This window comes from Amycolatopsis sp. lyj-84, from assembly GCF_046549075.1.
GTDB lineage: Bacteria > Actinomycetota > Actinomycetes > Mycobacteriales > Pseudonocardiaceae > Amycolatopsis.
The window spans coordinates 467,466-492,634 of record NZ_JAJPWO010000002.1 but is presented as its reverse complement, the minus strand read 5'-3'; the positions used below and the strand labels follow the sequence as shown (position 1 = coordinate 492,634).

General features: G+C 69.7%; 28 protein-coding genes and 1 pseudogene. 23 read left to right on the top strand and 6 right to left on the bottom strand.

Annotation, left to right across the window (positions count from 1 at the left end; all coding sequences use genetic code 11):
• Positions 1 to 49 precede the first annotated feature (49 nt).
• The 3 genes from ACLJRM_RS07305 to ACLJRM_RS07295 are packed head-to-tail and all read right to left on the bottom strand — an operon-like array spanning position 50 to position 2,403.
• Positions 50 to 316: an HPr family phosphocarrier protein gene (locus tag ACLJRM_RS07305; RefSeq protein ID WP_076163675.1), complete on the bottom strand. Its 267-nt coding sequence runs from the start codon at positions 314 to 316 to the stop codon at positions 50 to 52.
• Positions 317 to 355: 39 nt separating this feature from the next.
• Complete coding sequence (locus ACLJRM_RS07300) at positions 356 to 1,618, bottom strand: PTS transporter subunit EIIC (RefSeq protein ID WP_101606717.1); 1,263 nt, start codon at positions 1,616 to 1,618, stop codon at positions 356 to 358.
• Positions 1,615 to 2,403, bottom strand: a complete 789-nt coding sequence (locus tag ACLJRM_RS07295; RefSeq protein WP_076163796.1) for a GntR family transcriptional regulator — start codon at positions 2,401 to 2,403, stop codon at positions 1,615 to 1,617. The genes ACLJRM_RS07300 and ACLJRM_RS07295 overlap by 4 nt, the downstream gene beginning before the upstream one ends.
• Positions 2,404 to 2,626: 223 nt before the next feature.
• Between ACLJRM_RS07295 and ACLJRM_RS07290 the strand changes: the two are divergent.
• Together ACLJRM_RS07290 and ACLJRM_RS07285 are read left to right on the top strand one after the other, a co-directional pair.
• A pseudogene (locus ACLJRM_RS07290) lies at positions 2,627 to 2,872 on the top strand (glucose PTS transporter subunit EIIB); the annotation flags it as partial.
• Entirely contained in the window at positions 2,869 to 3,324 is a 456-nt protein-coding gene (locus tag ACLJRM_RS07285) for a PTS glucose transporter subunit IIA (RefSeq protein WP_410662617.1), read from the top strand. The pseudogene ACLJRM_RS07290 and the gene ACLJRM_RS07285, both read left to right, overlap by 4 nt.
• 67 nt (positions 3,325 to 3,391) lie before the next feature.
• Here the strand turns inward: ACLJRM_RS07285 and ACLJRM_RS07280 are convergent, their stop codons facing one another.
• Positions 3,392 to 3,832, bottom strand: coding sequence for a ubiquinol-cytochrome c reductase iron-sulfur subunit (locus ACLJRM_RS07280; RefSeq protein WP_101613075.1), 441 nt, complete (start codon positions 3,830 to 3,832; stop codon positions 3,392 to 3,394).
• 131 nt (positions 3,833 to 3,963) lie between these two features.
• Here ACLJRM_RS07280 and ACLJRM_RS07275 point away from each other — a divergent pair, with 131 nt between their 5' ends.
• The 11 genes from ACLJRM_RS07275 to ACLJRM_RS07225 all read left to right on the top strand — a co-directional run bounded on the left by ACLJRM_RS07275 (position 3,964) and on the right by ACLJRM_RS07225 (position 12,772).
• Positions 3,964 to 4,332 (top strand): hypothetical protein, encoded by a 369-nt coding sequence (locus ACLJRM_RS07275; protein WP_101606720.1) that lies wholly within the window; start codon positions 3,964 to 3,966, stop codon positions 4,330 to 4,332.
• On the top strand, positions 4,329 to 4,841 hold the full coding sequence (locus ACLJRM_RS07270; RefSeq protein WP_101606721.1) for a sigma-70 family RNA polymerase sigma factor: 513 nt from the start codon (positions 4,329 to 4,331) through the stop codon (positions 4,839 to 4,841). Before ACLJRM_RS07275 ends, ACLJRM_RS07270 begins: the two co-directional genes overlap by 4 nt.
• The gene (locus tag ACLJRM_RS07265; RefSeq protein WP_101606722.1) at positions 4,838 to 5,467 is read left to right on the top strand and encodes an anti-sigma factor family protein; all 630 of its coding nucleotides are present in this window, start codon (positions 4,838 to 4,840) and stop codon (positions 5,465 to 5,467) included. Before ACLJRM_RS07270 ends, ACLJRM_RS07265 begins: the two co-directional genes overlap by 4 nt.
• A gap of 498 nt (positions 5,468 to 5,965) precedes the next feature.
• Positions 5,966 to 6,577 carry a prepilin peptidase gene (locus ACLJRM_RS07260; RefSeq protein ID WP_101606723.1) on the top strand — a complete coding sequence of 204 codons (612 nt, stop codon included), beginning with the start codon at positions 5,966 to 5,968 and terminating at the stop codon, positions 6,575 to 6,577.
• A gap of 47 nt (positions 6,578 to 6,624) precedes the next feature.
• The gene (gene aroC / locus ACLJRM_RS07255) at positions 6,625 to 7,812 is read left to right on the top strand and encodes a chorismate synthase (RefSeq protein ID WP_101606724.1); all 1,188 of its coding nucleotides are present in this window, start codon (positions 6,625 to 6,627) and stop codon (positions 7,810 to 7,812) included.
• A complete protein-coding gene (locus ACLJRM_RS07250; protein WP_168214277.1) occupies positions 7,809 to 8,333 on the top strand; it encodes a shikimate kinase in 525 nt (174 codons plus the stop codon). Before aroC ends, ACLJRM_RS07250 begins: the two co-directional genes overlap by 4 nt.
• Entirely contained in the window at positions 8,330 to 8,755 is a 426-nt protein-coding gene (locus ACLJRM_RS07245) for a hypothetical protein (RefSeq protein WP_101606726.1), read from the top strand. Before ACLJRM_RS07250 ends, ACLJRM_RS07245 begins: the two co-directional genes overlap by 4 nt.
• Positions 8,756 to 8,763: 8 nt before the next feature.
• Complete coding sequence (aroB, locus tag ACLJRM_RS07240) at positions 8,764 to 9,873, top strand: 3-dehydroquinate synthase (RefSeq protein WP_410662616.1); 1,110 nt, start codon at positions 8,764 to 8,766, stop codon at positions 9,871 to 9,873.
• Positions 9,870 to 10,301, top strand: coding sequence for a type II 3-dehydroquinate dehydratase (aroQ, locus tag ACLJRM_RS07235; protein ID WP_410601947.1), 432 nt, complete (start codon positions 9,870 to 9,872; stop codon positions 10,299 to 10,301). The genes aroB and aroQ overlap by 4 nt, the downstream gene beginning before the upstream one ends.
• Positions 10,298 to 11,224, top strand: a complete 927-nt coding sequence (locus ACLJRM_RS07230) for a GNAT family N-acetyltransferase (protein ID WP_410662615.1) — start codon at positions 10,298 to 10,300, stop codon at positions 11,222 to 11,224. The genes aroQ and ACLJRM_RS07230 overlap by 4 nt, the downstream gene beginning before the upstream one ends.
• A 60-nt stretch (positions 11,225 to 11,284) precedes the next feature.
• The gene (locus tag ACLJRM_RS07225) at positions 11,285 to 12,772 is read left to right on the top strand and encodes a beta-xylosidase (protein WP_410662847.1); all 1,488 of its coding nucleotides are present in this window, start codon (positions 11,285 to 11,287) and stop codon (positions 12,770 to 12,772) included.
• Here the strand turns inward: ACLJRM_RS07225 and ACLJRM_RS07220 are convergent.
• Positions 12,727 to 13,152 carry a B-4DMT family transporter gene (locus ACLJRM_RS07220; RefSeq protein WP_101606731.1) on the bottom strand — a complete coding sequence of 142 codons (426 nt, stop codon included), beginning with the start codon at positions 13,150 to 13,152 and terminating at the stop codon, positions 12,727 to 12,729. The two genes, ACLJRM_RS07225 and ACLJRM_RS07220, sit on opposite strands and share 46 nt — an antisense overlap.
• 226 nt (positions 13,153 to 13,378) lie before the next feature.
• On the opposite strand from ACLJRM_RS07220, the gene ACLJRM_RS07215 reads away from it, so the two are divergent.
• The 3 genes from ACLJRM_RS07215 to nusB are packed head-to-tail and all read left to right on the top strand — an operon-like array spanning position 13,379 to position 15,536.
• Positions 13,379 to 14,470: a M24 family metallopeptidase gene (locus tag ACLJRM_RS07215; RefSeq protein ID WP_101606732.1), complete on the top strand. Its 1,092-nt coding sequence runs from the start codon at positions 13,379 to 13,381 to the stop codon at positions 14,468 to 14,470.
• Between the two features lie 38 nt (positions 14,471 to 14,508).
• Complete coding sequence (gene efp, locus ACLJRM_RS07210) at positions 14,509 to 15,072, top strand: elongation factor P (RefSeq protein WP_101606733.1); 564 nt, start codon at positions 14,509 to 14,511, stop codon at positions 15,070 to 15,072.
• On the top strand, positions 15,072 to 15,536 hold the full coding sequence (nusB, locus tag ACLJRM_RS07205) for a transcription antitermination factor NusB (RefSeq protein ID WP_101606734.1): 465 nt from the start codon (positions 15,072 to 15,074) through the stop codon (positions 15,534 to 15,536). Before efp ends, nusB begins: the two co-directional genes overlap by 1 nt.
• Positions 15,537 to 15,752: 216 nt before the next feature.
• Here nusB and ACLJRM_RS07200 read toward each other — a convergent pair whose 3' ends face one another.
• Positions 15,753 to 16,241: a transcriptional regulator gene (locus tag ACLJRM_RS07200; RefSeq protein ID WP_003096372.1), complete on the bottom strand. Its 489-nt coding sequence runs from the start codon at positions 16,239 to 16,241 to the stop codon at positions 15,753 to 15,755.
• Between the two features lie 259 nt (positions 16,242 to 16,500).
• On the opposite strand from ACLJRM_RS07200, the gene pyrR reads away from it, so the two are divergent.
• The 7 genes from pyrR to pyrF are packed head-to-tail and all read left to right on the top strand — an operon-like array spanning position 16,501 to position 25,128.
• A complete protein-coding gene (gene pyrR / locus ACLJRM_RS07195; protein ID WP_005152376.1) occupies positions 16,501 to 17,112 on the top strand; it encodes a bifunctional pyr operon transcriptional regulator/uracil phosphoribosyltransferase PyrR in 612 nt (203 codons plus the stop codon).
• Positions 17,109 to 18,041 (top strand): aspartate carbamoyltransferase catalytic subunit, encoded by a 933-nt coding sequence (locus ACLJRM_RS07190; RefSeq protein WP_410662614.1) that lies wholly within the window; start codon positions 17,109 to 17,111, stop codon positions 18,039 to 18,041. The genes pyrR and ACLJRM_RS07190 overlap by 4 nt, the downstream gene beginning before the upstream one ends.
• Entirely contained in the window at positions 18,038 to 19,339 is a 1,302-nt protein-coding gene (locus tag ACLJRM_RS07185) for a dihydroorotase (RefSeq protein ID WP_410662613.1), read from the top strand. Before ACLJRM_RS07190 ends, ACLJRM_RS07185 begins: the two co-directional genes overlap by 4 nt.
• Entirely contained in the window at positions 19,336 to 19,845 is a 510-nt protein-coding gene (locus ACLJRM_RS07180) for a transporter (protein WP_101606737.1), read from the top strand. The genes ACLJRM_RS07185 and ACLJRM_RS07180 overlap by 4 nt, the downstream gene beginning before the upstream one ends.
• Positions 19,845 to 20,978: a glutamine-hydrolyzing carbamoyl-phosphate synthase small subunit gene (gene carA / locus ACLJRM_RS07175; protein WP_101606738.1), complete on the top strand. Its 1,134-nt coding sequence runs from the start codon at positions 19,845 to 19,847 to the stop codon at positions 20,976 to 20,978. Before ACLJRM_RS07180 ends, carA begins: the two co-directional genes overlap by 1 nt.
• Positions 20,978 to 24,292, top strand: coding sequence for a carbamoyl-phosphate synthase large subunit (carB, locus tag ACLJRM_RS07170; RefSeq protein ID WP_410662612.1), 3,315 nt, complete (start codon positions 20,978 to 20,980; stop codon positions 24,290 to 24,292). Before carA ends, carB begins: the two co-directional genes overlap by 1 nt.
• Complete coding sequence (gene pyrF, locus ACLJRM_RS07165) at positions 24,289 to 25,128, top strand: orotidine-5'-phosphate decarboxylase (RefSeq protein WP_410662611.1); 840 nt, start codon at positions 24,289 to 24,291, stop codon at positions 25,126 to 25,128. The genes carB and pyrF overlap by 4 nt, the downstream gene beginning before the upstream one ends.
• Positions 25,129 to 25,169: the final 41 nt, after the last annotated feature.

Here is a 25,169-nt window from a genome sequence, read left to right as displayed (position 1 = left end):
TACGAAGCCCGGGCCGGTCGGGGCGGCCCGGGCTTCGCAGGGATGGGGATCAGGCGTCGAGGTCGGTCGCCACCAGCTCGGCGATGGCGTCGACGGCCGCCTCGGCACCTTCACCCTCGGCACTGATGATGACCTCGTCGCCGTAACCGGCGGCGAGCGTCATCAGGTTCAGCACGCTGCCGGCCGCGACCGGGTCGCCGCCCGCCTTGGCGATGGACACCGCGACGGGCTGCGCCGCGGCCGCCTTGGCGACCGTCGCCGCGGGCCTGGCGTGCAGGCCCACCTTGCTGGCCACGGTGACGCGTTTCTCCGGCATGTTCTTTCCCTTTCGTGCCTTTGTTCCTTGGAGCTGAAACTACTTGACGGGCTTGGCCGAGGTGGCTTCGAGATCGGCCTCGATCGAGTCGTCCTCGCGGCCAGGGGTCCGCAGGTTCCACTTGGTGATCACGAAACGGAAGATCACGTAGTAGATGACCGCGTAGGCCAGGCCGATCGGGATGAGCAGCCAGACGTTGCTGCTCGCCGCCGGGTGGCTGAAGTTGAGCCCGAAGTCGATCGCACCGGCGGAGAAGCCGAAGCCGAGGTGGATGTCGAGCGCGTTCACCAGGGCGAGCGAGGTACCGGTCAGGACCGCGTGGATCAGGTACAGCGGCCACGCGACGTACATGAACGAGAACTCGATCGGCTCGGTGACACCGGTCAGGAACGAGGTCAGCGCACCGGCGATCATCACACCGCCGACGATCTTCTTCTGGCTGGGCTTCGCGGTCTGCCAGATCGCCAGGGCCGCGGCCGGAATGGCGAACATGAAGATCGGGAAGAACCCGGTCATGAAGGTGCCGCGGGTCGGGTCGCCCTTGAAGAACTGGGTCAGGTCGCCACCGTCGAAGATGAACCACACCGGCACGTTCAGCAGCTGGTGCAGACCGACCGGGATCAGGAGCCGGTTGAGGAAGCCGTAGATACCGCCACCGACCACGGGCGCGCCGGTGACCGCTTCACCGGCGGCCTGGATGCCGTCGTTGACCCAGTGGAAGACCAGGCCCAGCGGCACCGCGAGGACGAGCAACACCAGGGCGGTGATGATCGGCACGAACCGGCGGCCACCGAAGAAGGCCAGGTACGGCGGCAGCTTGATGCGGTAGAACTTCTGCCACAGCAGCGCGGTGACGAGGCCGACGATCACACCGGCCAGCACGCTGTAGGGCCATTTGATCGGGTTGAGCATCAGGCCGGCGGGCTTTGCGGGGTCCCAGCCGGGAAGCTCCTCGAACGGCGCGAAGACGCGAAGGACGCTGGTGAAGACGAAGAAACCGACCACGGCGGCGAGGCCCGTGGCGCCGTCGCTCTTCCGGGCGAACCCGACCGCGATACCCACCGCGAACAGGAGCGGCAGCCAGTTGAACAGCGAGTCCCCCGCGGCACCGATGGCCGCGGCGGCCTTGTCCCAGCCGAGGCCGTCCGCGCCGAGCAGGTCAGGCTGACCGAGCCTGGACAGGAGCGCTGCGGCGGGCAGGGCGGCGATGGGGAGCATGAGGCTGCGGCCGAAGCGCTGAAGGCCGGCAAGTCCCTTGCCCTTGCCTTTGCTCTTCGCCCCCTCGGCGGTGGTGGAGCTCATCGGGTACCTCCGTAGTGAGGATGGTGACCGGAATCCGGGGTGTTCCGGTCCAGCTGCATGGTGACCTGGTAGTGATCGCCCCGGTACCAGGAAGTCATGTCTTCGATCGGTTCCCCGTTGACGCTGGAGACCCGGCGGAAGACAAGAAGCGGACTGCCGGCGCGCATGCCGAGCAGGCGCGCCGTTTCGCGGTCCGCGGATTCCGCCCAGACCGTCTGCCACGCGTGGTCCGGGCGGAGGTCGTACGACTGGGCGAGTTGGACGTACAACGATCGAGTGAGATCGAGGTCGAGCAGACCGGGCATCCGCCCGGCGTGATACCAGCCGCGTTCGACCGCCAGCGGCACCCCGTCGGCACGGCGGAGCCGCACCAGCCGGTGCGCCGGGGTCCCGGCGGTCAGGCCGAGGGCGTGCGCCGAAGGGGCGGGCGGGACCTCGGTGGCGGTCTTGACGACCTCCGTGGTCGGGGTCATCCCGCGGCGGCGCATGTCCTCGGTGAAGGACATCAGGTAGAGCTGCAATTCCATCCGCCTCGCGGCGGTGAACGTGCCCTTGCCGCGCACTCGCGACAAGAGTCCTTCTTCGACCAGCTTGCCGATCGCGGACCGGACCGTGAGTCTTGACACCTGATAGGTCTCGGCCAGGTCACGTTCCGAGGGGATCGGTGAGCCGGGGGGTAGCTCACGCTCCACCGTGCGGCGCAGAATCTCCCGCAGCTGGGCGTGTTTGGGCGTCGGTCCGTTGATCACACGGTCGGACGGCGGCAGCTGCGCCGAAGCGCTCATGACGGTCACCGTCCTTTCGGTCCGTTCGGTTGGGTACCCGTACTCGCATCTGGTCCGGAAGATTGGTACGTTCCGGTCTAGACCAATGATCCGATGGGGCAGGATGCTCCGTCGCACGAGCGGGTGTCAACCACCGTTACGCGTTCGTGGCCAGGGATGGCGTGCGAGTCGGCGAACGGCGTAGTACAGCTGGTTCGCATGTGGGAAACCGACAGGGAACAGGGAGACCGCGATGGCGGATGACAGGCCGGAAAAGATCCTCGCGGCGCTCGGCGGCGCCGAGAATGTCATCGAGGTGGAAGGGTGCATCACCCGGCTGCGCTGTGAGCTCGAAGACATGAGCCTGCTCGACGAGGCGGCGCTGAAGGCCGCCGGCGCGATGGGCGTCGTGCGCATGGGTGCCGGTGTCCAGGTGATCGTGGGGCCGGAGGCCGACACGATCGCCAGCGACATCGAGGACTTGATGTGAGTCTCGAAATTCTGAGCCCGGTCAGCGGTAAGACGACCGCTATGACCGAAGTGCCCGATCCGGTCTTCGCGCAGGCGATGGTCGGCCCCGGCCTCGCGGTCCTGCCTTCGGGCGGGCGCCAGGACGCGGTCTCGCCGGTCGACGGGACGGTCGTGACCCTGCACCCGCACGCTTTCGTGGTGGCCACCGAAGACGGCCGCGGCGTGCTGGTCCACCTCGGGATCGACACGGTCAAGCAGAAGGGCGAGGGGTTCACCCTCCACGTCGTCAAGGGTGAGACCGTCCGCGCCGGGCAGCCGGTCGTCGAATGGGATCCCGAGGCGGTCGTGGCCGCGGGCTACTCGCCGATCGTGCCCGTGGTGGCGCTGGACGCGAAGGCCGAGGTCCTTTCAGGACTGCTCACCGGCGGCGATGTCGAGGCGGGCGACCCGATCTTCACCTGGGACAGCTGAAAAGTTCTACCCGAAAGGGTCCCTTTAGGACGAATCTCGTCCTGAAGGGACCCTTCTCGCGTTTTCGTCAGGCCGTGACGACCTGGCCGTTGGTGACCTTGACCGCGATCGAAGGCAGCGGCTGGTCCGCGGGCCCCTTTTTGACCGCGCCGGTCTTCGCGTCGAAGATCGAGTTGTGGCAAGGACACTTGAGTTCCGCGCCCTCCGGGACGACCGCGCAGCCCTGGTGCGTGCAGATCGCGCTGAACGCGGCCGCGGTGCCTTCGGCGGTCCTGGTGACGATCACGTCCTTGCCGTCGGCGGTCTTGGCGGCCTTCGCCTGGCCGACCTCGATGTCGGAGAGCGCGGTCAGGGTTTCGCCCGGTGCCGCGGCGGGCGGTGCCGCGGCCGAGCCGGCCGACGGCTTGTCGCTTCCGCAGGCCGTGAGGGCCACGGCACCGACGGCCGCGCCGGCGACGGCGGCCCCGGTGGTCAGGACGGTGCGGCGAGAGTGGAGTTCGGCAGTCATGCCCATACACACGTCCGGAGCGGCCGACCGGTTCAATTTCGCCGACCATCGGGTGCCGGATTGAACCGGGAGCCCCTTTTTTCCGTGTTCAAAGGCATAGGGGAACCGAACACGCGGAAAGAGATACGGACATGATCCGGTGGTTGTTGCGGGCGGTGGTGGCGGCGGGCCTGCTCGGCTCGGCGTGGGTGCATTACGTCGTATGGCAGGACTGGGCGTCCGAAACGGCGGTGGTCGGTCCGCTCTTCCTGGTGAACGTGGTGGCCGGCGTGGTCATCGCGGTCGCCGTCCTGGTCTGGCACCACTGGCTTCCCGTGCTCGCGGCGGTCGGCTTCGGCTTGGCGACGCTAGGTGCGTACGTGCTTTCGCTGACGACAGGGTTCTTCGGCGTCTCCGAGCGCTTCACCACCCAGGCCGAGCTCTGGGGCCTGATCACCGAGGTGGCTTGCGTGGTCTTCGCCCTCCCTCTGCTCTTCAACCGCGAAAGCACGGATCGGTGAAGGAATTCGCGGAGGACCGGCTGATGCGGGCTTTGCACGAGGAGCACGCCGCGGCGCTCTGGTCCTACGCACTGCACCTGACCAGCGGAGACCGGGTCCGCGCCGAGGACGTCGTCCAGGAGACGCTGCTGCGGGCCTGGCGCAACGCCAAGGTGCTCGACCAGTCCGAGGGGTCGGCGCGGGGCTGGCTGTTCACCGTCGCGAGACGGATCGCCATCGACGACTGGCGCGCCGCCGAGGCGCATCCGGAGGTGATGACCGGCGAACCACCCGAAACGTCGGTCACGGACGGCACGGAGCGGGCGGTCCAGGGCTGGCTGGTCGCCGAAGCCCTCGGTGAGCTCTCGCCGAGACATCGGGACGTGCTCGTTTTGTGCTATTTCCAGGGTTACTCCGTCGCCGACGCTGCGAAGCGGCTGGGTGTGGCCGAAGGGACGATCAAGTCGCGGACGCACTACGCCTTGCGGGCGTTGCGGCTGGTATTGGAGGAAAGAGGGGTGACTCAATGACCGACCCCTTCGCCACTTACGACGCGGCCTACGTGCTCGGGGCGTTGTCCCCGGAGGACCGGTTCGCGTACGAGAAACACCTTCGTGTGTGCGACCGGTGCGCCGCTTCGGTGCGCGATCTGGCCGGGATCCCCGGTCTCCTCGCGCAGGCCGGCGCCCCCGCGCTGCTGGAGGAGGAACCGGCGCCCTCGCCGGAACTGCTGCCGACCGTGCTCAAACGGGTCCGCCGGGGAAGGCGGATCCAACGGGCGATCACCACCGCGGCCACCGGGGTGGCGGTCGCGGCCAGCGTCGCGCTCGCGGTCGTCCTGACCGGGCCGATCGCGGCCGCCGGGAACCCGATGACCCTGCTCGGCGACTACCCGGTGACCGCCGAGGTCGCCATGTCCGCCACGGACACCGGCACGAAGGTCGACATGACCTGCAGCTACGGCGGCAACCGCACCGGGGACTACATCCTGGTCGCCGTCGACGCCGACGGCGGCACCAGCGAACTGGCGTCCTGGCGCGCGATGCCCAAGGACACCGCGCACATCGTGGTCGGCACCGCGATGCGCACCGGCGACATCAAGGCGCTGGAGATCCGCACGCCCTCGGGTCTCCCGCTGCTGCGGATGAACCCCTGAACCCGGTGTCATGACAGGCCTTCGGTGCCGGGAGCGGGAGGGATTGGGGCTGGAGCGGAAAAGTTCCGGACGGGGGCGGGAGCTGAAGGACGCTTTCCCCGCATGCGATGCGGCGAAAGCTCCCTTCACCGCGTGACATGCGGCGAAGGGCCCCTTCAGCCACCTGCGGTATTGAGGGTTGAGGCAGAGTGTCCGGTCGTCGTGACCGGACCGATCGCGCGGGACTGTGTGGATTCCTGGTCATCCAACGTCCCAAAATCCACACAGCCGGCGCCGCAGGTCCGGCGTCGCGCAGAGCCGATAACCCGCCGCGTCCTCCTGTTGCTGGAGCTGAAGGACGCTTTCCCCGCATGCGATGCGGCGAAAGCTCCCTTCACCGCGTGACATGCGGCGAAGGGCCCCTTCAGCCCCCGCCCGTCCTGCCGAAAGTGCTTGAAAGTCCCTGTCACGAAAAGAAATCCTTGCCTCACCGAGCGCGACGGGCGCACTCTTGATCTTGTGTTCCTGCCGATCGCCTTCACGGTGGCGGGCGCCGGATCGGCGCTCGCCACACGCTCCTGCCTGCGCCGGGCGGGAGCGCCGGTGACGGCGTGGGCGGCGGGCCTCACGGCCGCGCTGCTCCTCGCGGTCAGCCTGCGTCACCAAGCGGGAGCGTGGCCGTCGTGGTGGCTCGCGGTCCCTGCCGTGCTGACCGTCTTCGCGGTCCCGCTCGCGCTCGCCGATCTCAAGTACCGCCGCCTGCCCGACGTCCTGACCCTGCCCGCGTACCCGGCCCTCGCCGCCGCGCTCGCGGTCGCCGCCGCCGGGGGAGGGGCGGACATCGCCTGGCGGGCCGTCCTCGGCGCGCTGGTCTTCGGCGGGGCGCACGCGCTCGTCCACGCGCTTTCGCCGCGCTCGCTCGGCGCCGGTGACGTGAAGCTCGCCGGGAGCGTGGGCGCGGTACTCGCCGCGACGGGCTGGCCGTCGGTCGTGCTCGGCGCCGTCGCCGCGGCGCTGTTGAGCGTGGCACTCGCGGTGGGCGGGCCCCGGCATCCGACCGTGCCGCACGGGCCCGGTCTCCTGGTCGCGGCGTGGGCGCTCGCGCTCTTCGCCGGACCTGGTCCGGGATAGCCCGGCCTGTCCTGGGACGGAGAGGAGGTTGTGACAGGATCTATCAGGTGTTGCGCTGGATAACCGCAGGGGAATCGCACGGACCCGCCCTCGCCGCCATCCTGGAAGGGATGCCAGCCGGGGTCGAGGTCACCACCGCCGAAGTGGGCGAGCAGCTCGCGCGACGGAGGCTCGGCTTCGGCCGCAGCCCCCGGATGGGCTTCGAGACCGACCACATCGAGTTCACCGGTGGCGTCCGGCACGGGCTGACCCAAGGTGGCCCCGTAGCGGTCCAGATCGAGAACGCCGAGTGGCCCAAGTGGGAAAAGGTCATGTCGGCCGATCCCGTGCCCGCCGAGGAACTGGACGGCCTGGCGCGCAACGAGCCGCTGACCCGTCCCCGGCCCGGCCACGCGGATCTGCCCGGGATGCAGAAGTACGGCTTCCCCGAGGCCCGTCCGGTGCTGGAGCGCGCGAGTGCCCGCGAGACGGCCTCGCGGACGGCGCTCGGCACGGTGGCCCGCGCGTACCTCAAGCAACTGCTCGGGGTCGAGATCCTCAGCCACGTCGTGTCGATCGGCGGCGCCTCGGCGCCGGAGGGCCCGCTGCCCGTGGCGTCGGACCTGCCCGCCATCGACGAGAGCCCGGTCCGCGCCTTCGGCCAGGAGGGGACCGACGCGATGGTCGCCGAGGTCGACGCCGTGCGGAAGGCGGGTGACACCGTCGGCGGCGTGATCGAGGTGATCGCCTACGGCCTGCCGCCGGGCCTCGGCTCGCACGTGCACTGGGACCGCAGGCTCGACGCCCGCCTCGCCGGCGCGCTCATGGGCGTGCAGGCGATGAAGGGCGTGGAGGTCGGTGACGGCTTCACCACGGCCAAGCGCTGGGGCAGCCAAGCCCACGACGAGATCGACCGCGGCACCGGTCCGGTCGGGGTGACCCGCCGGTCCAACCGCGCGGGCGGGCTCGAGGGCGGTATCACCAACGGCGAGCCGCTGCGCGTGCGCGTCGCGATGAAGCCGATCTCGACCGTCCCCAAGGCACTGTCCACTGTGGACGTCACGACCGGCGAGCCCGCGGTGGCCATCCACCAGCGTTCCGACGTCTGCGCGGTACCCCGCGCCGGTGTCGTGCTGGAGTCGGTGGTCGCGCTGGTCCTCGCGGACGCCGCGCTGGAGAAGTTCGGCGGGGACTCGCTGGCCGAGGGCAAGCGCAACGTCGAGGGCTACCTGAAGGCGCTCGAGGAGCGCTGGTGACCCCTCGCGCGGTGATCATCGGGCCGCCGGGTTCGGGCAAGAGCACGGTCGGCCCGGCGCTCGCCGCCCGGCTCGGTCTCGCCTTCCGTGACAGCGACGACGACATCGTCGCGAGCGCGGGCAAGCCCATCACCGACATCTTCACCGAGGAGGGCGAGCCCGCCTTCCGCGCGCTGGAGGAGGAGATGGTCGCGAAGGCACTGGCCGAACACGACGGTGTCCTCTCCCTGGGCGGCGGGGCCCCGATCACCCCGGGCACCCGCGAGCGGCTGGCCGGGCACACGGTGGTCTTCCTCAACGTCGGGATGGCCGCCGGGGTCCAGCGCGCCGGGCTGTCCACGGCGCGCCCGTTGCTGGCCGGGGTCAACCCCCGCGCCACCTACAAGGCACTGCTCGACGCACGGCTGCCGGTGTACAGCGAGGTGGCCACGTTCGAGATCGAAACCGACCACTTGACGCCCGACGAGGTCGTCGAGGCCGCCGTCATCGGACTGACCGAGATCAGCAAGGAACGAGCATGAAGCGCACCATCGCCGGCGTTCTTCTCGCCGTCTTGACCTTGAGCCTGACCGCCTGCAGCGAGGAAAAGCAGCCCCCGGGCTCGGACGTGATCCAGACCAGCGCCGCGGCGACCGGCTCGGCCACCGCTTCGGCCGCGCCCGAAGCCGATGTCGCCGCCGACGTCCAGGTCATGAAGTGCGAGAGCACCAGCTACACCCCGAAGGTCACCATCGAGGTCACGAACAGCACTGGTGAGGACGCGCGCTACGCCGTCACCATCGCGATCAAGGACGCCGAGGGCAAGGCCTCCGGCGAGGCGCTGTTCGCCAAGAACCGGATGACGCCGGGCCAGAAGGTGACCGAAGAGATCCCGGGGGACACCCCGGTCAAGGGCAAGATCTCCTGCGAGGTCGCCAGGGCCAAGCGGCTTCCGCCGAAGTGAGGGAAACGATGACCGAGCCGGTTCGCATCACCGTCAACACCGCCAAGCCGTACGACGTCGTCATCGGGCGCGGCCTGCTGGGCGAGCTCACCGAGCAGCTCGCCGATGCCTCCAAGGTCGCGCTGATCCACCCGCCGACGCTGACGACCACCGCCGAGGCCATCCGCGACGAACTGGCCGAGGCCGGGATCGACGCGCACCGGGTCGAGATCCCCGACGCCGAGGACGGCAAGGCGCTCACCGTCGCCAGCTTCTGCTGGGAGGTCCTCGGCCGCATGGGCCTGGACCGCCAGGGAGTGGTCGTCGGGCTCGGCGGCGGCGCCGTGACCGACCTGGCGGGCTTCGTCGCCGCGACCTGGATGCGTGGCGTCCGGCTGGTCAACGTCCCCACCACGCTGCTGGGCATGGTCGACGCCTCGCTCGGCGGGAAGACCGGCATCAACACCGAGGCGGGCAAGAACCTCGTCGGCGTCTTCCACGAGCCGAGCGCGGTCCTGGTCGACCTCGCGACGCTGGAAACGTTGCCGCCCAACGAACTCGTCGCCGGGATGGCCGAGGTCGTCAAGGCCGGGTTCATCGCGGACCCGCGCATCCTCGAACTCGTCGAGCAGGACTCGGCCGCGGCACTGGACACCACCGGCGAGATCATCGGCGAGCTGGTCCGCCGCTCGATCCAGGTCAAGGCCGACGTCGTCGCCGCGGACCTGCGCGAGTCGGACCTGCGCGAGATCCTCAACTACGGCCACACCCTCGCCCACGCCATCGAACGCCGCGAGAAGTACCGGTGGCGCCATGGTGCCGCGGTCAGCGTCGGCCTGGTGTTCGCCGCCGAGCTCGCGCGCCTGGCGGGCCGTCTGGACGACGCCACCGCGGAGCGGCACACGGCCGTGCTCAAGCTGCTGGGCCTGCCGACCACCTACGACCCGGACGCGCTCCCGCACCTGCTGGAGACGATGAAGGGCGACAAGAAGACCCGGTCGGGCGTGCTGCGCTTCGTCGTTCTGGACGGGCTCGCCAAGCCCGGCAGGCTGGAAGGCCCCGACCCGTCGCTGCTCGCGGCGGCGTACTCGGTGGTGGCTGGAGAAGCCCCGAAGGCCGGCGGGAGCGTGCTGCTGTGAAGGTGCTCGTCCTCAACGGTCCCAACCTCGGCAGGCTCGGCCTGCGCGAACCCGGTATCTACGGTTCCGCGACGCACGCCGATCTGGCCGAGACTTGTGTCGGGACCGGCAAGGAACTCGGGATCGACGTCGAGGTCCGCCAGACCGACCACGAGGGCGAGATGGTCGGCTGGCTGCACGAAGCCGCCGACGCGGGCTGGCCGGTGGTGCTCAACGCGGCCGCGTGGACGCACTACTCGATCGCTGTCCGCGACGCCGCCGCCCAGCTCGAGGCGCCGCTGATCGAACTGCACATCTCCAACGTGCACAAGCGCGAGCAGTTCCGGCACCACAGCGTGCTTTCGGATATCGCCACCGCCGTCATCGCCGGGCTCGGGGTCGACGGCTATCCGCTCGCCCTGCGCTGGATGGCCGCGAACGCGGCATGAACAACCCGCCCGAGATCACGACATCGAGGCTGCGGCTGCGCGCGCTGACCGAGTCCGACACCGAGGAGATCGTCAAACTCTTCGCCGATCCGGCGTTGAGCGCGCATTTCGCGGTTCCGCTCACCGACCCGGACCTCGTCCGCGAGATGGTCGGACGGCGGCTGGCGTACCGCGGCCCGGCCGGGATGGGGCACTGGGCGATCGAACACGACGGCGAAGTGATCGGCCTCGCGCATCTGCGGCCGTCGGAAGAACTGCCCGGCGGGGTTCCGGAGATCGGCTACTACCTGGCGCGTGCGCACGGCGGGCAGGGTTTGGCGACCGAGGCCGCGCGAGCCCTGCTGGAGCACGGGCTCGTCGTGCTCGGGCTGTCGTCGGTGTGGGCGCTGGTCGGTGAGTCCAATGTGGCCAGTCTGAATCTGGTGCGGCGCTTGGGTTTCCTGGACGTCGGCAGCGGCGACCACTACGGCAGCGGGCCGCATCGCGTGCTCGTCGCGTTGCCGTCGGAGCACGGGCGGGCCCACCACATCGAACTGTGGGTGCCGGACCTCGCGCGCGCCGAGGAGAGCTGGGGCTGGCTGCTCGGCGAACTCGGCTGGCGGGAATTCCAGCGCTGGCCCGCCGGCGTCAGCTGGAAACACGGCTCGACGTACCTCGTCGTCGAGCGTTCTCCCGCGCTCAGCGGCGAAAAGCACGAGCGCACCGCGCCGGGCCTGAACCACCTCGCGCTGCACGTCGCCTCAGGCGATCGGGTGAACGATCTGGCTTCGAAGGCCGTCGAACATGGCTGGTCGCCGATGTTCGCGGACAAGTTTCCGTATGCGGGGGGTGATCACCACTACGCCGCCTACCTCGAAAACGCCGATGGCTTCGAAGTGGAATTGGTCGCCCTACCGGGGAGTGACGTCACCCAGCTGGGTTAAGTCTCGCTACACTCGGCCATCATGCGCCTTTTTCGTGGGGGTCGGCGACCCGCCCGTGTCGTGGTGGCCCTCCTCGCGGTCGGCGCGGTCCTCATGGCGTGCAGTGACGGCCACACGCAGTCCCAGGCCGACGGCAAGGGCGGCGGGATCGGCGGAGTCCAGCTGACGCCCGGTGAGAAGCCCCGGCCGATGGACGTCGAACTCGCCACGGGCGACCCTCGCGCCGGCGGCGGAGTGGTCGCGGCCGGCGATCAGGACGCGGTCTACAACTACGGCCCGACCGTGATGCGGGACGGCGGCAAGCTCCGGATGTGGTGGTGCAGCCAGTACGGCAGCGCCCAGCCTCCCGGTGACGACGTCCTCTACGCGCAGTCGCCCTCGCTCGACGGTCCCTTCACCGGCCCGTCCGGCGGCGGCCCCGCTGCGGTGTTCTCCGGCGCGCCCGGCGGTTTCGACGGGATGCACACCTGCGATCCCTCGGTGATCAAAGTCGGCTCGACCTACTACATGTACTACACCGGCGCGGCGGGCGATCACGCGCTCGGCAACTCGATCGGGCTCGCCACCAGCCCCGACGGGCTCAAGTGGACCCGGGCGGCAGGCGGGCAGCCGATCATCGGCCCCTCGCACGACGTGCACCGTGCCAACAACGTCTACGGCGCCGGCCAGCCCTCGGCGGTGTACCTCGACGGCTGGTTCTACGTGCTCTTCACCGACACCACGGCCAAGGCCGCCGGGTGGAACGGCGCCGGGCAGTTCCTGCTGCGCGCCAAGGACGCGGCCTTCAGCCAGGGCGTGGAGACGCTGGGGGAGCAGGGCTTCGTGCCCAAGCCCAGCACGATCTCGCCGCGCACCCGCTCGCTGGTCGACGGGTTCAGCACCGATCTGATGTGGGTCGGCTCGCTCGACGCCTTCGTGATCGCGCACGAGACCGACACCGGCACCACGCTCACCTTCTGGACCAGGGATTTCAGCGCGCAGCCGTACCGGCCGGTGGTCATCCCCGGCGCGTGGAAGGAGGGTCCCGGCCTGGTCCGGCGGCCCGACGGGCACGCGCCGCTCTCCTCGGGCGACGTCTGCGACAGGGTCCCGTTCGACGTCGTCCGGGCCACCATCGTCGGCGGCGCGGGGGCGCCGACCGACCTCAAGCATTTCGGCCTGGACGTCCGCGGCTCGCGGGCCTGCGACGGCGACGCCCGGACCCGGACCGCGTTCGAAGGCGTCGCGATGCCTTCACCGCAGCGAACCATCGACCTGGTCGCCGACGGCAAACTGGTGCGGGTCGACCGGCGCTCGGTGGCGGCGGCGCTCGCGGGTGAGGTGCTGGACCAGCGGCTCAAGGTCGTCGAGAAGTTCCCGCAGGCCGCACGCCTGAGCGCCGGGGCGAAGATGGTGCGCGCGCCCGGTCGCGGGATCGGCGTGGTGCTCGACGGCAAGCTGTTCGCCGTGCCGGACGCCGGGGCCGCCGCGCTGAACGACTCGACCGTCGAGGAGATCAGCGATCAGGCCTGGGACGGCTTCCCGGCCGGTTTCCCGCTCGCGGGCTGATCTTCTTCTTCGTCGTCCCCGGTCTTGGTGATGCGGCCGCCGACGAACAGGCCGAGCCCGGCCGGGAGGAGCACCAGCAGGGCCGAGAAGGCGGCGCCGCCGGTGAGCGCGCCGGCGAGTTCCGAGGCGCCGGTCTGGTCGACGAACACCGCGCGCCCGATCACGTACAGCACGCCCGAGACCGGGCCCGCGATCAGCGCCGCGATGAACCAGTTCCGGCCGCTGTCGGGTTTGCCCCGCCAGGCGTCCACGGCGCTCCAGCCCGCCGCCGCGCCGACCAGGATCGCGAGGGCGAGGGAGGTGACGAGGGTCTTGTCGGTGGGGTTGAAGACCTCGTACTTGGCCAGCACGGTGACGGCCACGCCGTGCAGCAGCGCCATCACGAGTCCACGAGTCAGCCACGGTGCCATGGGGCGAGTTTAACTCGCGAGTAGCGACAGTCACCCCCACCCGCCAGTGGCGATGCTCTTGCTACCACCGTCGCGCGCCTCTTTTGGGCCGGAGGCCCACGGAAGCGGATTGCAGGGCGCCCTTTGACGGCCACGTGAGTTCCGAGCGGTCCGCGTCCTGCGAGACGTTTCCGTCAGCGCGCGACATAATAAGACAGTGCGTGAATACTTCTCTCGCCGCCGCGCGGCGCTGCGTTCCCTGCTGGCCGACTCCGGCGTGGACGCGCTGCTGGTCACGGACCTGCTCAACATCAGGTACCTGACCGGCTTCACCGGGTCCAACGCCGCTCTCCTCGTCCACGAGGGCGGTGACGACAAGACGATCTTCTGCACCGACGGCCGCTATACGGTCCAGTCGGCGACCGAGGTGCCCGACCTCGAGCGGGTGCTGGACCGCGCGAGCGCGGCCAAGCTCGCCGATCTGGCGGCCGAAAAAGACTTCGGCAAGACCGGGTTCGAGAGCCAGCACGTCAGTGTCGAGCAGCACGAGGACCTCAAGGTGCGCTTCGACCGCGTCCAGCTGGTCCGGACGCCCGGTCTCGTCGAGCAGTTGCGGCTGGTCAAGGACGAGCAGGAGATCGAGGCGCTGCGCCAGGCGTGCGCCGCGGCCGACAGGGCGCTGGAGGACCTGGTGTCCGCCGGTGGGCTCCGGCCGGGCCGCACCGAGCTCGACGTCGCCCGTGACCTGGAGAACCGCATGCTCGGCCACGGGTCGACAGGGCCGTCGTTCGACACGATCGTCGCGGCGGGCGTCAACTCCGCGATCCCGCACCACCGGCCGACCCCGGCCGTGCTCGCGACCGGCGACTTCGTCAAGATCGACTTCGGCGCCACGGTCGACGGTTACCACTCCGACATGACCCGCACCTTCGTGCTCGGCAAGCCCGCGGCGTGGCAGGAAGAGATCTACGAGCTGGTCCAGCGCGCGCAGGCGGCGGGCTGCGACGCCGTTCTTCCCGGCGCCGAAGTGTCCGAAGTGGACAAGGCGGCCCGTGGCGTGATCGTCGGCGCGGGGCGCGGCGAGGAGTTCGGCCACGGTCTCGGCCACGGGGTCGGACTGCAGGTGCACGAGGCGCCCAGCCTCGCCACCACCGGCGTCGGTACACTGTCCGCCGGTATGGCCGTCACCGTCGAACCTGGTGTGTATCTGCCCGGACGCGGAGGCGTGCGCATCGAGGACACGCTGGTCGTGCGGGAAGGTACGCCCGAACTCCTCACGCTGAGCACCAAGGAACTCGTGGTCGTCTGACGGCGGCCCGGAAGATCGACACAGGAGACTGCACACTCGTGGCCACCACCAACGACCTGAAGAACGGGCTCGTCCTCAACCTCGACGGCCAGCTCTGGACCGTCACCGCGTTCCAGCACGTCAAGCCGGGCAAGGGCGGCGCGTTCGTCCGCACCACGCTCAAGCACGTGCTGACCGGCAAGGTCGTCGACAAGACCTTCAACGCGGGAACGAAGGTCGAGACGGCCACCGTCGACCGCCGCAACATGACGTACCTGTACAAGGACGGCGCGGACTTCGTGTTCATGGACTCGGAGACCTACGACCAGATCACCGTGCTGGCCGAGACCGTCGCCGACAACGCGAACTACCTGCTCGAGAACTTCGAGGTCCAGGTCGCGGTGCACGAGGGCACGCCGCTGTACATCGAGCTGCCGACCTCGGTCGAGCTGATCGTCCAGCACACCGACCCCGGCCTGCAGGGCGACCGTTCCACCGGTGGCACCAAGCCGGCCACCCTGGAGACCGGCGCCGAGATCCAGGTGCCGCTGTTCCTCACCACCGGCGAGAAGATCAAGGTCGACACCCGTGACGGCCGCTACCTGGGCCGCGTCTCCAACTGATGGCCGGTTCAGACAAGTCAGCCAAGTCGCCGAACCGCGGTGGGCCGATCAGCCGGCGGCAGGCGCGCAAGCGTGCCGTCGAGATGATGTACGAGGCCGCCCAGCGCGGTGCCGACGCCGTGACGCTGCTGGCGGACAGGGTCGGTTCGGTCGAGGTCGACCCGATCGCGGACTACACGATCTCGCTGGTCGAGGGCGTCACCGGGCGGAAGACCCAGATCGACGAGCTGCTCTCGGAGCACGCTCAGGGCTGGACGCTGGACCGGATGCCGCCGGTGGACCTGGCGGTGCTGCGGGTCGGTGTCTACGAGCTGCTGTGGGCCACGGACGTGCCGGACCCGGTCGCCATCGACGAGGCCGTCGGGCTGGCGAAGGAGCTGTCGACCGACGACTCGCCGCGGTTCGTGAACGGCGTGCTCGGCCGCATCGGCACGATCGCCGACAGGCTGCGCGCTGTTCTCTGATCGCGCTGCCGCGATCGTGCTGCCAGGGCGCTCTTCAGCGTTGACTCTCACGTCAGGCTGGAGGGCGCCCTGTCATCACGATCGCGGGGCCTGCCGGCCAAAAGGCGCGACTCCAAAAGATCAAAGGACCTCGGTCACCTTCGCCTCGGTAGCGTTTCCCTTGGTCACCTTGATGGTGCAACGTTTCCGGCCCCCCGACCGAAAACGTCCTCACCTCTAGTCCTCTTTGGACGGTCGAGCCTCGGGCGGCAGCACACCCCAGTCGATCAGCTGCTCGGTGAGTTCACCGGGGGTCATGTCGTAGATGATCGCCAGTGAACGCAGGTCCTCGGTGCGGATGGAGAGCACCTTGCCGTTGTAGTCGCCGCGCTGGCTCTGGATGGTGGCCGCGTAGCGGGCGAGCGGTCCGACCTTCTCCGCCGGGAGCTGCTGTAGGCGCTCCAGGTTTATGACGATCTTCGTGGCTGGCTCGGCACCCGACGGCACCCGGCCCTCCGGCAGCAGTTCCACCACCGGCACGCCGTAGAAATCGGCCAGCTCGGCGAGCTTCTGCACGGTGACGGCGCGGTCGCCGCGCTCGTACGAGCCGACGACGACGGCCTTCCAGCGGCCTCCGGACTTCTGCTCGACCCCGTGCAGGGACAGGCCCTGCTGCTGGCGGATCCCCCGGAGCTTGGCCCCGAGCGCCTTGGCGTAATCGCCCATCTGGTGGTTCTCCGTTTCCTCACCCCCAACCGGTCGAAGTGACCGGTCCAGGGGACTCTAGAGTCGAATACTCAGAGTAATGGTTACGCATAGTTGTCACCAGGTCAAGCGGGTGCTTTCGAGAGGCGTTCGTCACCTGGGGCGCGCCACCCATAAGACTGAGGTCCCGCTCCTGCTAGTGTCGATTCGATTTCCTCGCCACGCAGGAAGTCGACGTCCTTTAAGGACCCGTCCAGAGAGGCGGGGAAGGAGGTCCGCCTTGTCGTCACGTCCCCGTGGCGCGGCGGAACCGGCGGGAGAGCGCGAGCTGCTCTCGTCCGGGGATGTTGCGCGCACGATCGCCCGAATGGCCCACCAGGTCATCGAGAAGACCGCTCTCGGTGCCGGTGGCTCGACTCCGCCCGTGTTGCTGGGCATCCCCACCCGGGGTACCCCGCTCGCCCTGCGGCTCGCGGACAAGATCGCCGAGTTCTCCGGCATCCGTCCGCCGACCGGCGCGCTGGACATCACGCTCTACCGTGATGATCTCCGCCGCCGCCCGCCCCGCGCGCTCGAACATTCGCAGCTGCCACCGACCGGTATCGACGACGCGGTGGTGATCCTGGTCGACGACGTGCTGTTCTCCGGCCGCACCGTCCGCGCCGCCCTCGACGCCCTGCGCGACCACGGCCGCCCGCGCGCGGTCCAGCTGGCCGTGCTGGTCGACCGCGGCCATCGCGAACTGCCGATCCGCGCCGACTACGTGGGCAAGAACGTGCCCACCTCGCGTGCCGAGGGGATCGAGGTCCTGCTGTCCGAAGTGGACGGACGGGACTCGGTGCTGCTCCGGTCGTTGAATGAGAGCGCTTCACCAGAAGGAGACCGATCGTGAAGCACCTGCTCGCCACCGACGGGCTCGACCCGGCGCTCGCGACAGCCGTGCTGGACACCGCCGAAGAGCTCAAGCACACCCTGCTGGGCCGCGAGGTCCGGAAACTGCCGACGTTGCGCGGCCGCACCGTCATCACGTTGTTCTACGAGAACTCGACCCGCACCCGCGTCTCGTTCGAGATCGCGGGGAAGTGGATGAGCGCCGACGTGATCAACGTCTCCGCGTCCAGTTCCTCGGTCAACAAGGGCGAATCACTGCGGGACACCGCGCTGACGCTGGCCGCGGCGGGCGCCGACTGCGTGATCATCCGGCACCCCGCATCCGGTGCGGCACAGCGGCTTTCGGGCTGGCTCGCCGAAGCGGGAACGGCGGTCGTCAACGCGGGTGACGGTACCCACGAGCATCCGACGCAGGCGCTGCTCGACGCGGCGACCCTGCGGGAGCGGCTCGGTTCGCTGGAAGGCCGCCGCATCGCGATCGTCGGCGACGTCCTGCACAGCCGGGTCGCGCGGTCGAACATCCACCTGCTGTCCTCGCTGGGCGCCGAGGTGGTGCTCGTCGCGCCGCCGACCCTGCTGCCCGCCGGGGTGGAAAGCCTCCCGGTCACGGTGTCGCACGAACTCGACGCCGAACTGCCCGCGGTCGACGCGGTCATGATGTTGCGAGTGCAGGCCGAGCGCATGCATGGGGGCTTCTTCCCTTCGGCGCGTGAGTACTCGATCGCGTACGGCCTCAACGAGCGGCGGATGAAGCTGCTGCCCGAGCACGCCGTCGTCCTGCACCCCGGTCCGATGCTGCGCGGGATGGAGATCGCCTCGGCGGTCGCCGACTCCCCGGCCTCGGCCATCACCGAACAGGTCCGCAACGGCGTCCACGTGCGCATGGCGGTCCTCTACCACCTGCTCGCCAGCGAAGGAGCCGCCGCGTGACCACCGTCCTGATCAAGGGCGCCCGACCCTACGGCGAGGGCGACCCGGTCGACGTACTCATCGAGGACGGGGTCATCACCGACATCGGTGCCCTGGACACCCCCGAAGACACGTCAGACGCCGAAGTGATCGACGCGGGCGGCCAGGTGTTGCTCCCCGGTTTCGTCGACCTGCACACCCACCTGCGTGAACCCGGCCGCGAGGACACCGAGACCATCGCCACCGGTTCGGCCGCGGCCGCGCTCGGCGGCTACACCGCGGTGTTCGCCATGGCCAACACCGACCCGGTGGCCGACAACGCGGTGATCGTCGACCACGTGTGGCGGCGCGGCCAGGAGGCCGGGCTGGTCGACGTGCATCCGGTCGGCGCGGTCACCGTGGGCCTCAAGGGCGAGAAGCTCGCCGAACTCGGCACCATGGCGAAGTCCGAAGCCCAGGTGAAGGTCTTCTCCGACGACGGCCTGTGTGTCGCGGACCCGCTGCTGATGCGCCGCGCGCTGGAGTACTCGACCGCGCTCGGTGTGGTCATCGCCCAGCACGCCGAGGAGCCCCGGCTGACCGTCGGCGCGCAGGCGCACGAAGGCGAGCACTCCGCGCGCCTGGGCTACACCGGCTGGCCCGCTTCGGCGGAGGAGTCGATCGTCGCCCGCGACTGCCTGCTCGCGCGGCACGCGAACGCGCGGCTGCACGTCTGCCACGTCTCGACCTCGGGCACGGCCGATATCCTGAAGTGGGCCAAGGAGCGCGGCACCAAGGTCTCGGCCGAGGTCACCCCGCACCACCTCCTGCTGACCGACGAGCGCCTCGCCACCTACGACCCGGTCAACAAGGTCAACCCGCCGCTGCGCACCGGGCCCGACGCCGAGAAGCTGCGCGCCGCGCTGGCCGAGGGCGTCATCGACTGCGTCGCCACCGACCACGCGCCGCACGCGGTCCAGGACAAGGACTGCGAGTGGAACTCCGCGCGCCCCGGCATGCTCGGTCTCCAGACCGCGCTGTCGATCGTGGTCGAGACCATGGTCCGCACCGGCCTGCTGGACTGGCGGGGCGTCGCGCGCGTGATGAGCGAGCGGCCCGCCGAGATCGGGAACCTGTCCGACCACGGCCGTCCGATCGAGGTCGGCGAACCGGCCAACCTGACACTGGTGGACCCGGACACCGAATGGACCGTGCGGGGCGCCGAGTTCGCGAGTATCGCGGCGAACACCCCGTACGAAGGAATGCGGCTCCCCGGCGTGGTGACGGCGACGTTGCTGCGCGGGCGGATCACCGCGCGGGAAGGGAAGATCACCCCATGAGCGACCGGATCCTGCTGACCCTGGCGGTCTTCGCCTTCTTCCTCGTCTGCGTCCTCCTGATGTGGCGCGGCTGGCGGCGGAAGTCCCGCGCGCAGAGCGTCCAGGTGCCGCCGTTCGCCGAGATCCCGGCCGAACCAGGCGACGCGCTGATCGAGTCGACCGGCGTCTACATCAGCACGACGACGGCGGGGCACTGGCAAGAGCGGGTGGTCACCCGCGGCGCGGGCCTGCGCACCGGCGCGGTCTGGCGCCTGCACGCCGACGGCATCGCCATCGAACGCGGCGGCGCCCCGGACTTCTGGATCCCGCGAGCGTCGGTCACCGGCGTCCGCAAGGACAAGGGCATGGCCGGGAAGGTGATGGGCATCGACGCGCTGCTCGTCGTCACCTGGCTCGCCGGTGACGTCGCACTGGACACCGGATTCCGCGGCGACGACGTCGACGACTATCCACAGTGGATCGAAGCTTTGCAAGACACTCGCAACGACATCAAGGGAGGTGCCTGATGAGCACCACGAACGGTTCCAGGACCCCCGCCGCGCTGGTCCTGGAGGACGGCCGCGTGTTCCGCGGCTCCGCGTACGGCGCCCGTGGGCGGAGCTTGGGCGAGGCGGTGTTCTGCACCGGCATGACCGGCTACCAGGAGACGCTGACCGACCCCTCCTACCACCGGCAGATCGTGGTCCAGACCGCGCCGCAGATCGGCAACACCGGCTGGAACGACGAGGACGACGAGTCCTCGCGCATCTGGGTTTCCGGCTACGTCGTCCGCGACCCCGCGCGCACCCCGTCCAACTGGCGCTCGAAGCGAACGCTGGACGAGGAACTGGAGCGCCAGGGCGTCGTCGGGATCTCCGAGGTGGACACCCGCACGCTGACCAGGCACCTGCGCGAACAGGGCGCCATGCGGTCCGGCGTCTTCTCGGGTGACGCGCTGGGCAGCGACGAGCAGATGCTCGCCGAGGTGCAGGGCAGCCCGCAGATGAAGGGCGCCGACCTCGCCGGCGAGGTCAGCACCAAGCAGGCGTACGTGGTCGAGGCGCAGGGCGAGCGGAAGTTCCGCGTGGCCGCGCTGGACCTGGGCATCAAGTCCAACACCCCGCGCATGATGGCCGCGCGCGGCATCGAGGTGCACGTGCTGCCCTCGTCGTCCACTGTGGACGAACTGCTCGCGGTCGAGGCGGACGGCGTGTTCCTGTCCAACGGCCCGGGCGACCCGGCGACCACCGCGCACGCGACCGAGCTGACGAAAGCGGTGCTGCAGCGGGAAATCCCGCTGTTCGGCATCTGCTTCGGCAACCAGATCCTCGGCCGCGCGCTGGGGCTGGGCACCTACAAGATGCGCTACGGCCACCGCGGGATCAACATCCCGGTGATCGACGTGGCGACGAAACGGGTCGCGATCACCGCGCAGAACCACGGATTCGCCCTCGAAGGCGAGCCGGGACAGCGGTTCGAGACGCCGTTCGGCGCCGCGCAGATCTCGCACTACTGCCCGAACGACGACACCGTCGAAGGTGTCCGCGCGTTCGACGTCCCCGCGTTCTCGGTGCAGTACCACCCCGAGGCCGCCGCCGGCCCGCACGACGCGGCCCCCCTGTTCGATGAGTTCGTCGCTTTGATGGAGAAGGCCAAGTAATGCCGAAGAGGACAGACATCCAGCACGTGCTGGTGATCGGCTCCGGGCCGATCGTGATCGGCCAGGCGGCGGAGTTCGACTACTCCGGCACCCAGGCCTGCCGCGTACTCCGCGAAGAGGGACTGCGCGTCTCGCTGGTGAACTCGAACCCGGCGACCATCATGACCGACCCCGAGTTCGCCGACGCGACCTACATCGAGCCGGTCACGCCGGACTTCGTCGAGAAGGTCATCGCCGAGGAGCGCCCCGACGCGATCCTCGCGACGCTGGGCGGGCAGACGGCGCTGAACTGCGCTGTCGCCCTGCACGACCGCGGTGTCCTGGAGAAGTACGGCGTCGAGCTGATCGGTGCCGACATCGACGCCATCCAGCGCGGCGAGGACCGGCAGAAGTTCAAGAACATCGTCGCCGACATCGGCGCCGAGACCCCGCGCAGCCGCGTCTGCACCACGATGGACGAGGTCCGCGCGACCGTCGCCGAGGTCGGCCTCCCGGTCGTCATCCGGCCGTCGTTCACCATGGGCGGGCTCGGCTCGGGCATGGCGCACACCGACGAGGAGCTGGAGCGGCTCGCTTCCACCGGTCTCGACGAGTCGCCGGTCACCGAGGTGCTCATCGAGGAGAGCGTCCTCGGCTGGAAGGAGTTCGAACTCGAGCTCATGCGCGACCGGCACGACAACGTGGTGGTCGTCTGCTCGATCGAGAACATCGACGCGATGGGCGTGCACACCGGCGACTCGGTCACCGTCGCGCCCGCGATGACCCTGACCGACCGCGAGTACCAGCACATGCGCGACGTCGGCATCGACGTGCTGCGCGCGGTCGGTGTCGACACCGGCGGCTGCAACATCCAGTTCGCGATCAACCCGGCCGACGGCCGCATGGTCGTCATCGAGATGAACCCGCGCGTCTCCCGGTCGAGCGCGCTGGCGTCGAAGGCCACCGGCTTCCCGATCGCCAAGATCGCCGCGAAGCTCGCCATCGGCTACACGCTCGACGAGATCCGCAACGACATCACCGGCGAGACCCCGGCGGCCTTCGAGCCGACCCTGGACTACGTCGTGGTGAAGGTGCCGCGGTTCGCCTTCGAGAAGTTCCCCGGCGCGGACCCCACGCTGACCACGACGATGAAGAGCGTCGGCGAGGCGATGTCGTTCGGCCGCAGCTTCCCCGAGGCGCTCGGCAAGGCCCTGCGGTCCATCGACACCAAGGCCACCGGTTTCTGGACCCGCCCCGATCCCGAAGGCGCGACGCTGGAGTCCATTTTGGACGCCCTGCGCACGCCGCACGACGGCCGGATCTACGAGGTCGAGCGGGCGCTGCGGTTCGGCGGCACCGTCGAGCAGATCCACGAGGCTTCGGGCATCGACCCGTGGTTCATCGACCAGATCGCCCTCATCGGCGAGGTCGGTTCCGAGGTCCGTGACGCCCAGGTGCTCGACGAGCCGCTGCTGCGCCGCGCCAAGCGCACCGGCCTCTCCGACCGCCAGATCGCCGCGCTGCGGCCTGAACTGGCGGGTGAGGACGGCGTCCGCGCGCTGCGCCGCCGTCTCGGCGTGCGGCCGGTGTACAAGACCGTCGACACCTGCGCGGCCGAGTTCGCGGCCAAGACGCCGTACCACTACTCGGCCTACGAGACCGATCCCGCGGCGCAGTCGGAGATCACCGCGCAAACCGAGAAGCCGAAGGTCCTGATCCTCGGTTCCGGGCCGAACCGCATCGGGCAGGGCATCGAGTTCGACTACTCGTGCGTGCACGCCGCGATCGCCCTGCGCGAGGCCGGTTTCGAAGCGGTCATGGTCAACTGCAACCCCGAGACCGTCTCCACCGACTACGACACCTCGGACAGGCTCTACTTCGAGCCGCTCTCGTTCGAGGACGTCCTGGAAGTGGTCAACGCCGAGCAGGAGTCGGGCACCGTCGCCGGGGTCATCGTGCAGCTGGGCGGCCAGACGCCGCTTTCGCTCGCGAAGCGCCTCGCCGACGCCGGCGTGCCCGTGATCGGCACCTCCCCGGACGCGATCCACCTCGCCGAGGACCGCGGCGCGTTCGGCGAGGTCCTCACCGACGCCGGGCTGCCCGCGCCGAAGTACGGCACGGCGACCTCGTTCGAGGGCGCCAAGCGGATCGCCGACAAGATCGGCTACCCGGTCCTGGTGCGGCCGTCCTACGTACTGGGCGGACGCGGCATGGAGATCGTCTACGACGAGGAGTCGCTCGCCGGCTACATCCACCGCGCCACCGAGGTCACCCCCGAGCACCCGGTGCTGGTGGACCGCTTCCTCGACGACGCCATCGAGATCGACGTCGACGCGCTGTTCGACGGCGACGACCTCTTCCTCGGCGGCGTCATGGAGCACATCGAGGAGGCCGGGATCCACTCCGGCGACTCCTCCTGCGCGCTGCCGCCGATCACGCTGGGCCGGACCGACATCGAGACGGTGCGCCGGTCGACCGAGGCCATCGCGCGCGGCGTCGGCGTCCGCGGGCTCCTGAACGTCCAGTACGCGCTCAAGGACGACGTCCTGTACGTCCTGGAGGCCAACCCGCGCGCCTCGCGGACGGTGCCGTTCGTGTCGAAGGCGACCGCGGTGCCGCTGGCCAAGGCCGCGGCGCTGATCATGACCGGCTCGTCGATCAAGGACCTGCGCGAGTCCGGCGTCCTCCCGGCCGAGGGTGACGGGGGCCACATGCCCGCCGATTCGCCGGTCGCGGTCAAGGAGGCGGTCCTGCCGTTCCACCGCTTCCGCACGCCCGAGGGCCACGGGGTCGACTCGCTGCTCGGTCCGGAGATGAAGTCGACCGGCGAGGTCATGGGCGTCGACGTCTCCTTCGGGAAGGCGTTCGCCAAGTCCCAGGCCGGGGCCTACGGTTCGCTGCCGACGTCGGGCAAGGTGTTCGTCTCCGTCGCCAACCGCGACAAGCGCTCGCTGGTGTTCCCGGTGAAGCGGCTGGCGGACCTCGGGTTCGAGATCCTCGCCACCTCGGGTACGGCGGAAGTGTTGCGGCGCAACGGGATCGCCTGCACCGTCGTGCGCAAGCACTACGAAGGTTCCGCCGAAGGCGAGCAGAACGTCGTGGATGTCATCCTCAGCGGCGAAGTGCAGATGGTGATCAACACTCCCTACGGGAACAGTGGTCCGCGCATCGACGGCTACGAAATCCGTACCGCCGCGGTGTCGCGGGACATCCCCTGCATCACCACGGTGCAGGGCGCCGCGGCGGCCGTGCACGGGATAGAGGCCGTCATCAAGGGCGACATCGGCGTCCGCTCGCTGCAGAGCCTTCAGGCGGCGCTGAAGGCCAAGGCATGAGCGAGCGGTTCGGGGCGAGGCTGGCGCGGGCGGTCGCGGAGAAGGGGCCGCTCTGCGCCGGGATCGACCCCCATCCCGGGTTGCTCCAGGCGTGGGGTCTTCCCGCGGACGCGGGCGGTTTGGAGAAGTTCGCCCTCACGGCCGCTGAGACGCTCGCGCCCGAGGTCGCGGTGATCAAGCCCCAGTCGGCCTTTTTCGAGGCCTACGGGCCTCCTGGGGTCGCTGTTCTGGCCAAGACGATGAAGGTGTGCCGGGAAGCGGGCGCGCTCGTCCTGCTGGACGTCAAGCGCGGCGACATCGGCTCCACGATGGCGGCGTACACGGCGGCCTTCCTGCCGTCCGGGGCGGAACTCGAGGCCGACGCCATAACGGTTTCCCCATACCTCGGCTTCGGCTCGCTGGCCCCCGCGATCGACGTTGCGCAGGCGCAAGGCAAGGGGCTGTTCGTCCTCGCGCGGACCTCCAATCCGGAGGCGCAGGGACTGCAGAACGCCTTGCTGCCCAACGGAAAGACCGTCGCGCAGGACATCGTCGACACGGCGGCCGCGCACAACGCCGGTGCCGGGCCGCTGGGTGACATCGGTGTCGTCGTCGGCGCCACCATCGCGCCGGGAGAGCTCGATCTGAGCGAGTTGAACGGTCCCGTGCTGGCACCCGGTTTCGGGGCTCAGGGGGCCACTCCGGCCGATTTGCGGGCACTTTTCGGCCCCGGACTGCCGGGTGTGCTCCCCGCGTCGTCCCGCGACGTCCTCAAGCACGGGCCGGATCCCGAAGCGTTGCGTGCGGCCGTTCGGAGGACACGGGATTCCCTCGGTTCCCTGGAAAACGGCCAATAGCAGGCCCGGGAATCCGTCATGACCGGCCACCCCCGCATTGT

Excerpts from the sequence above, each read along its gene's own strand:
- ACLJRM_RS07305 (WP_076163675.1), bottom strand. The coding sequence starts at position 316 with ATGCCGGAGAAACGCGTCACCGTGGCCAGCAAGGTGGGCCTGCACGCC.
- ACLJRM_RS07300 (WP_101606717.1), bottom strand. The coding sequence starts at position 1,618 with ATGAGCTCCACCACCGCCGAGGGGGCGAAGAGCAAAGGCAAGGGCAAG.
- ACLJRM_RS07295 (WP_076163796.1), bottom strand. The coding sequence starts at position 2,403 with ATGAGCGCTTCGGCGCAGCTGCCGCCGTCCGACCGTGTGATCAACGGA.
- ACLJRM_RS07280 (WP_101613075.1), bottom strand. The coding sequence starts at position 3,832 with ATGACTGCCGAACTCCACTCTCGCCGCACCGTCCTGACCACCGGGGCC.
- ACLJRM_RS07275 (WP_101606720.1), top strand. The coding sequence starts at position 3,964 with ATGATCCGGTGGTTGTTGCGGGCGGTGGTGGCGGCGGGCCTGCTCGGC.
- ACLJRM_RS07265 (WP_101606722.1), top strand. The coding sequence starts at position 4,838 with ATGACCGACCCCTTCGCCACTTACGACGCGGCCTACGTGCTCGGGGCG.
- ACLJRM_RS07245 (WP_101606726.1), top strand. The coding sequence starts at position 8,330 with ATGAAGCGCACCATCGCCGGCGTTCTTCTCGCCGTCTTGACCTTGAGC.
- aroB (WP_410662616.1), top strand. The coding sequence starts at position 8,764 with ATGACCGAGCCGGTTCGCATCACCGTCAACACCGCCAAGCCGTACGAC.
- ACLJRM_RS07230 (WP_410662615.1), top strand. The coding sequence starts at position 10,298 with ATGAACAACCCGCCCGAGATCACGACATCGAGGCTGCGGCTGCGCGCG.
- ACLJRM_RS07220 (WP_101606731.1), bottom strand. The coding sequence starts at position 13,152 with ATGGCGCTGCTGCACGGCGTGGCCGTCACCGTGCTGGCCAAGTACGAG.
- nusB (WP_101606734.1), top strand. The coding sequence starts at position 15,072 with ATGGCCGGTTCAGACAAGTCAGCCAAGTCGCCGAACCGCGGTGGGCCG.
- ACLJRM_RS07200 (WP_003096372.1), bottom strand. The coding sequence starts at position 16,241 with ATGGGCGATTACGCCAAGGCGCTCGGGGCCAAGCTCCGGGGGATCCGC.
- ACLJRM_RS07180 (WP_101606737.1), top strand. The coding sequence starts at position 19,336 with ATGAGCGACCGGATCCTGCTGACCCTGGCGGTCTTCGCCTTCTTCCTC.
- carA (WP_101606738.1), top strand. The coding sequence starts at position 19,845 with ATGAGCACCACGAACGGTTCCAGGACCCCCGCCGCGCTGGTCCTGGAG.
- carB (WP_410662612.1), top strand. The coding sequence starts at position 20,978 with ATGCCGAAGAGGACAGACATCCAGCACGTGCTGGTGATCGGCTCCGGG.
- pyrF (WP_410662611.1), top strand. The coding sequence starts at position 24,289 with ATGAGCGAGCGGTTCGGGGCGAGGCTGGCGCGGGCGGTCGCGGAGAAG.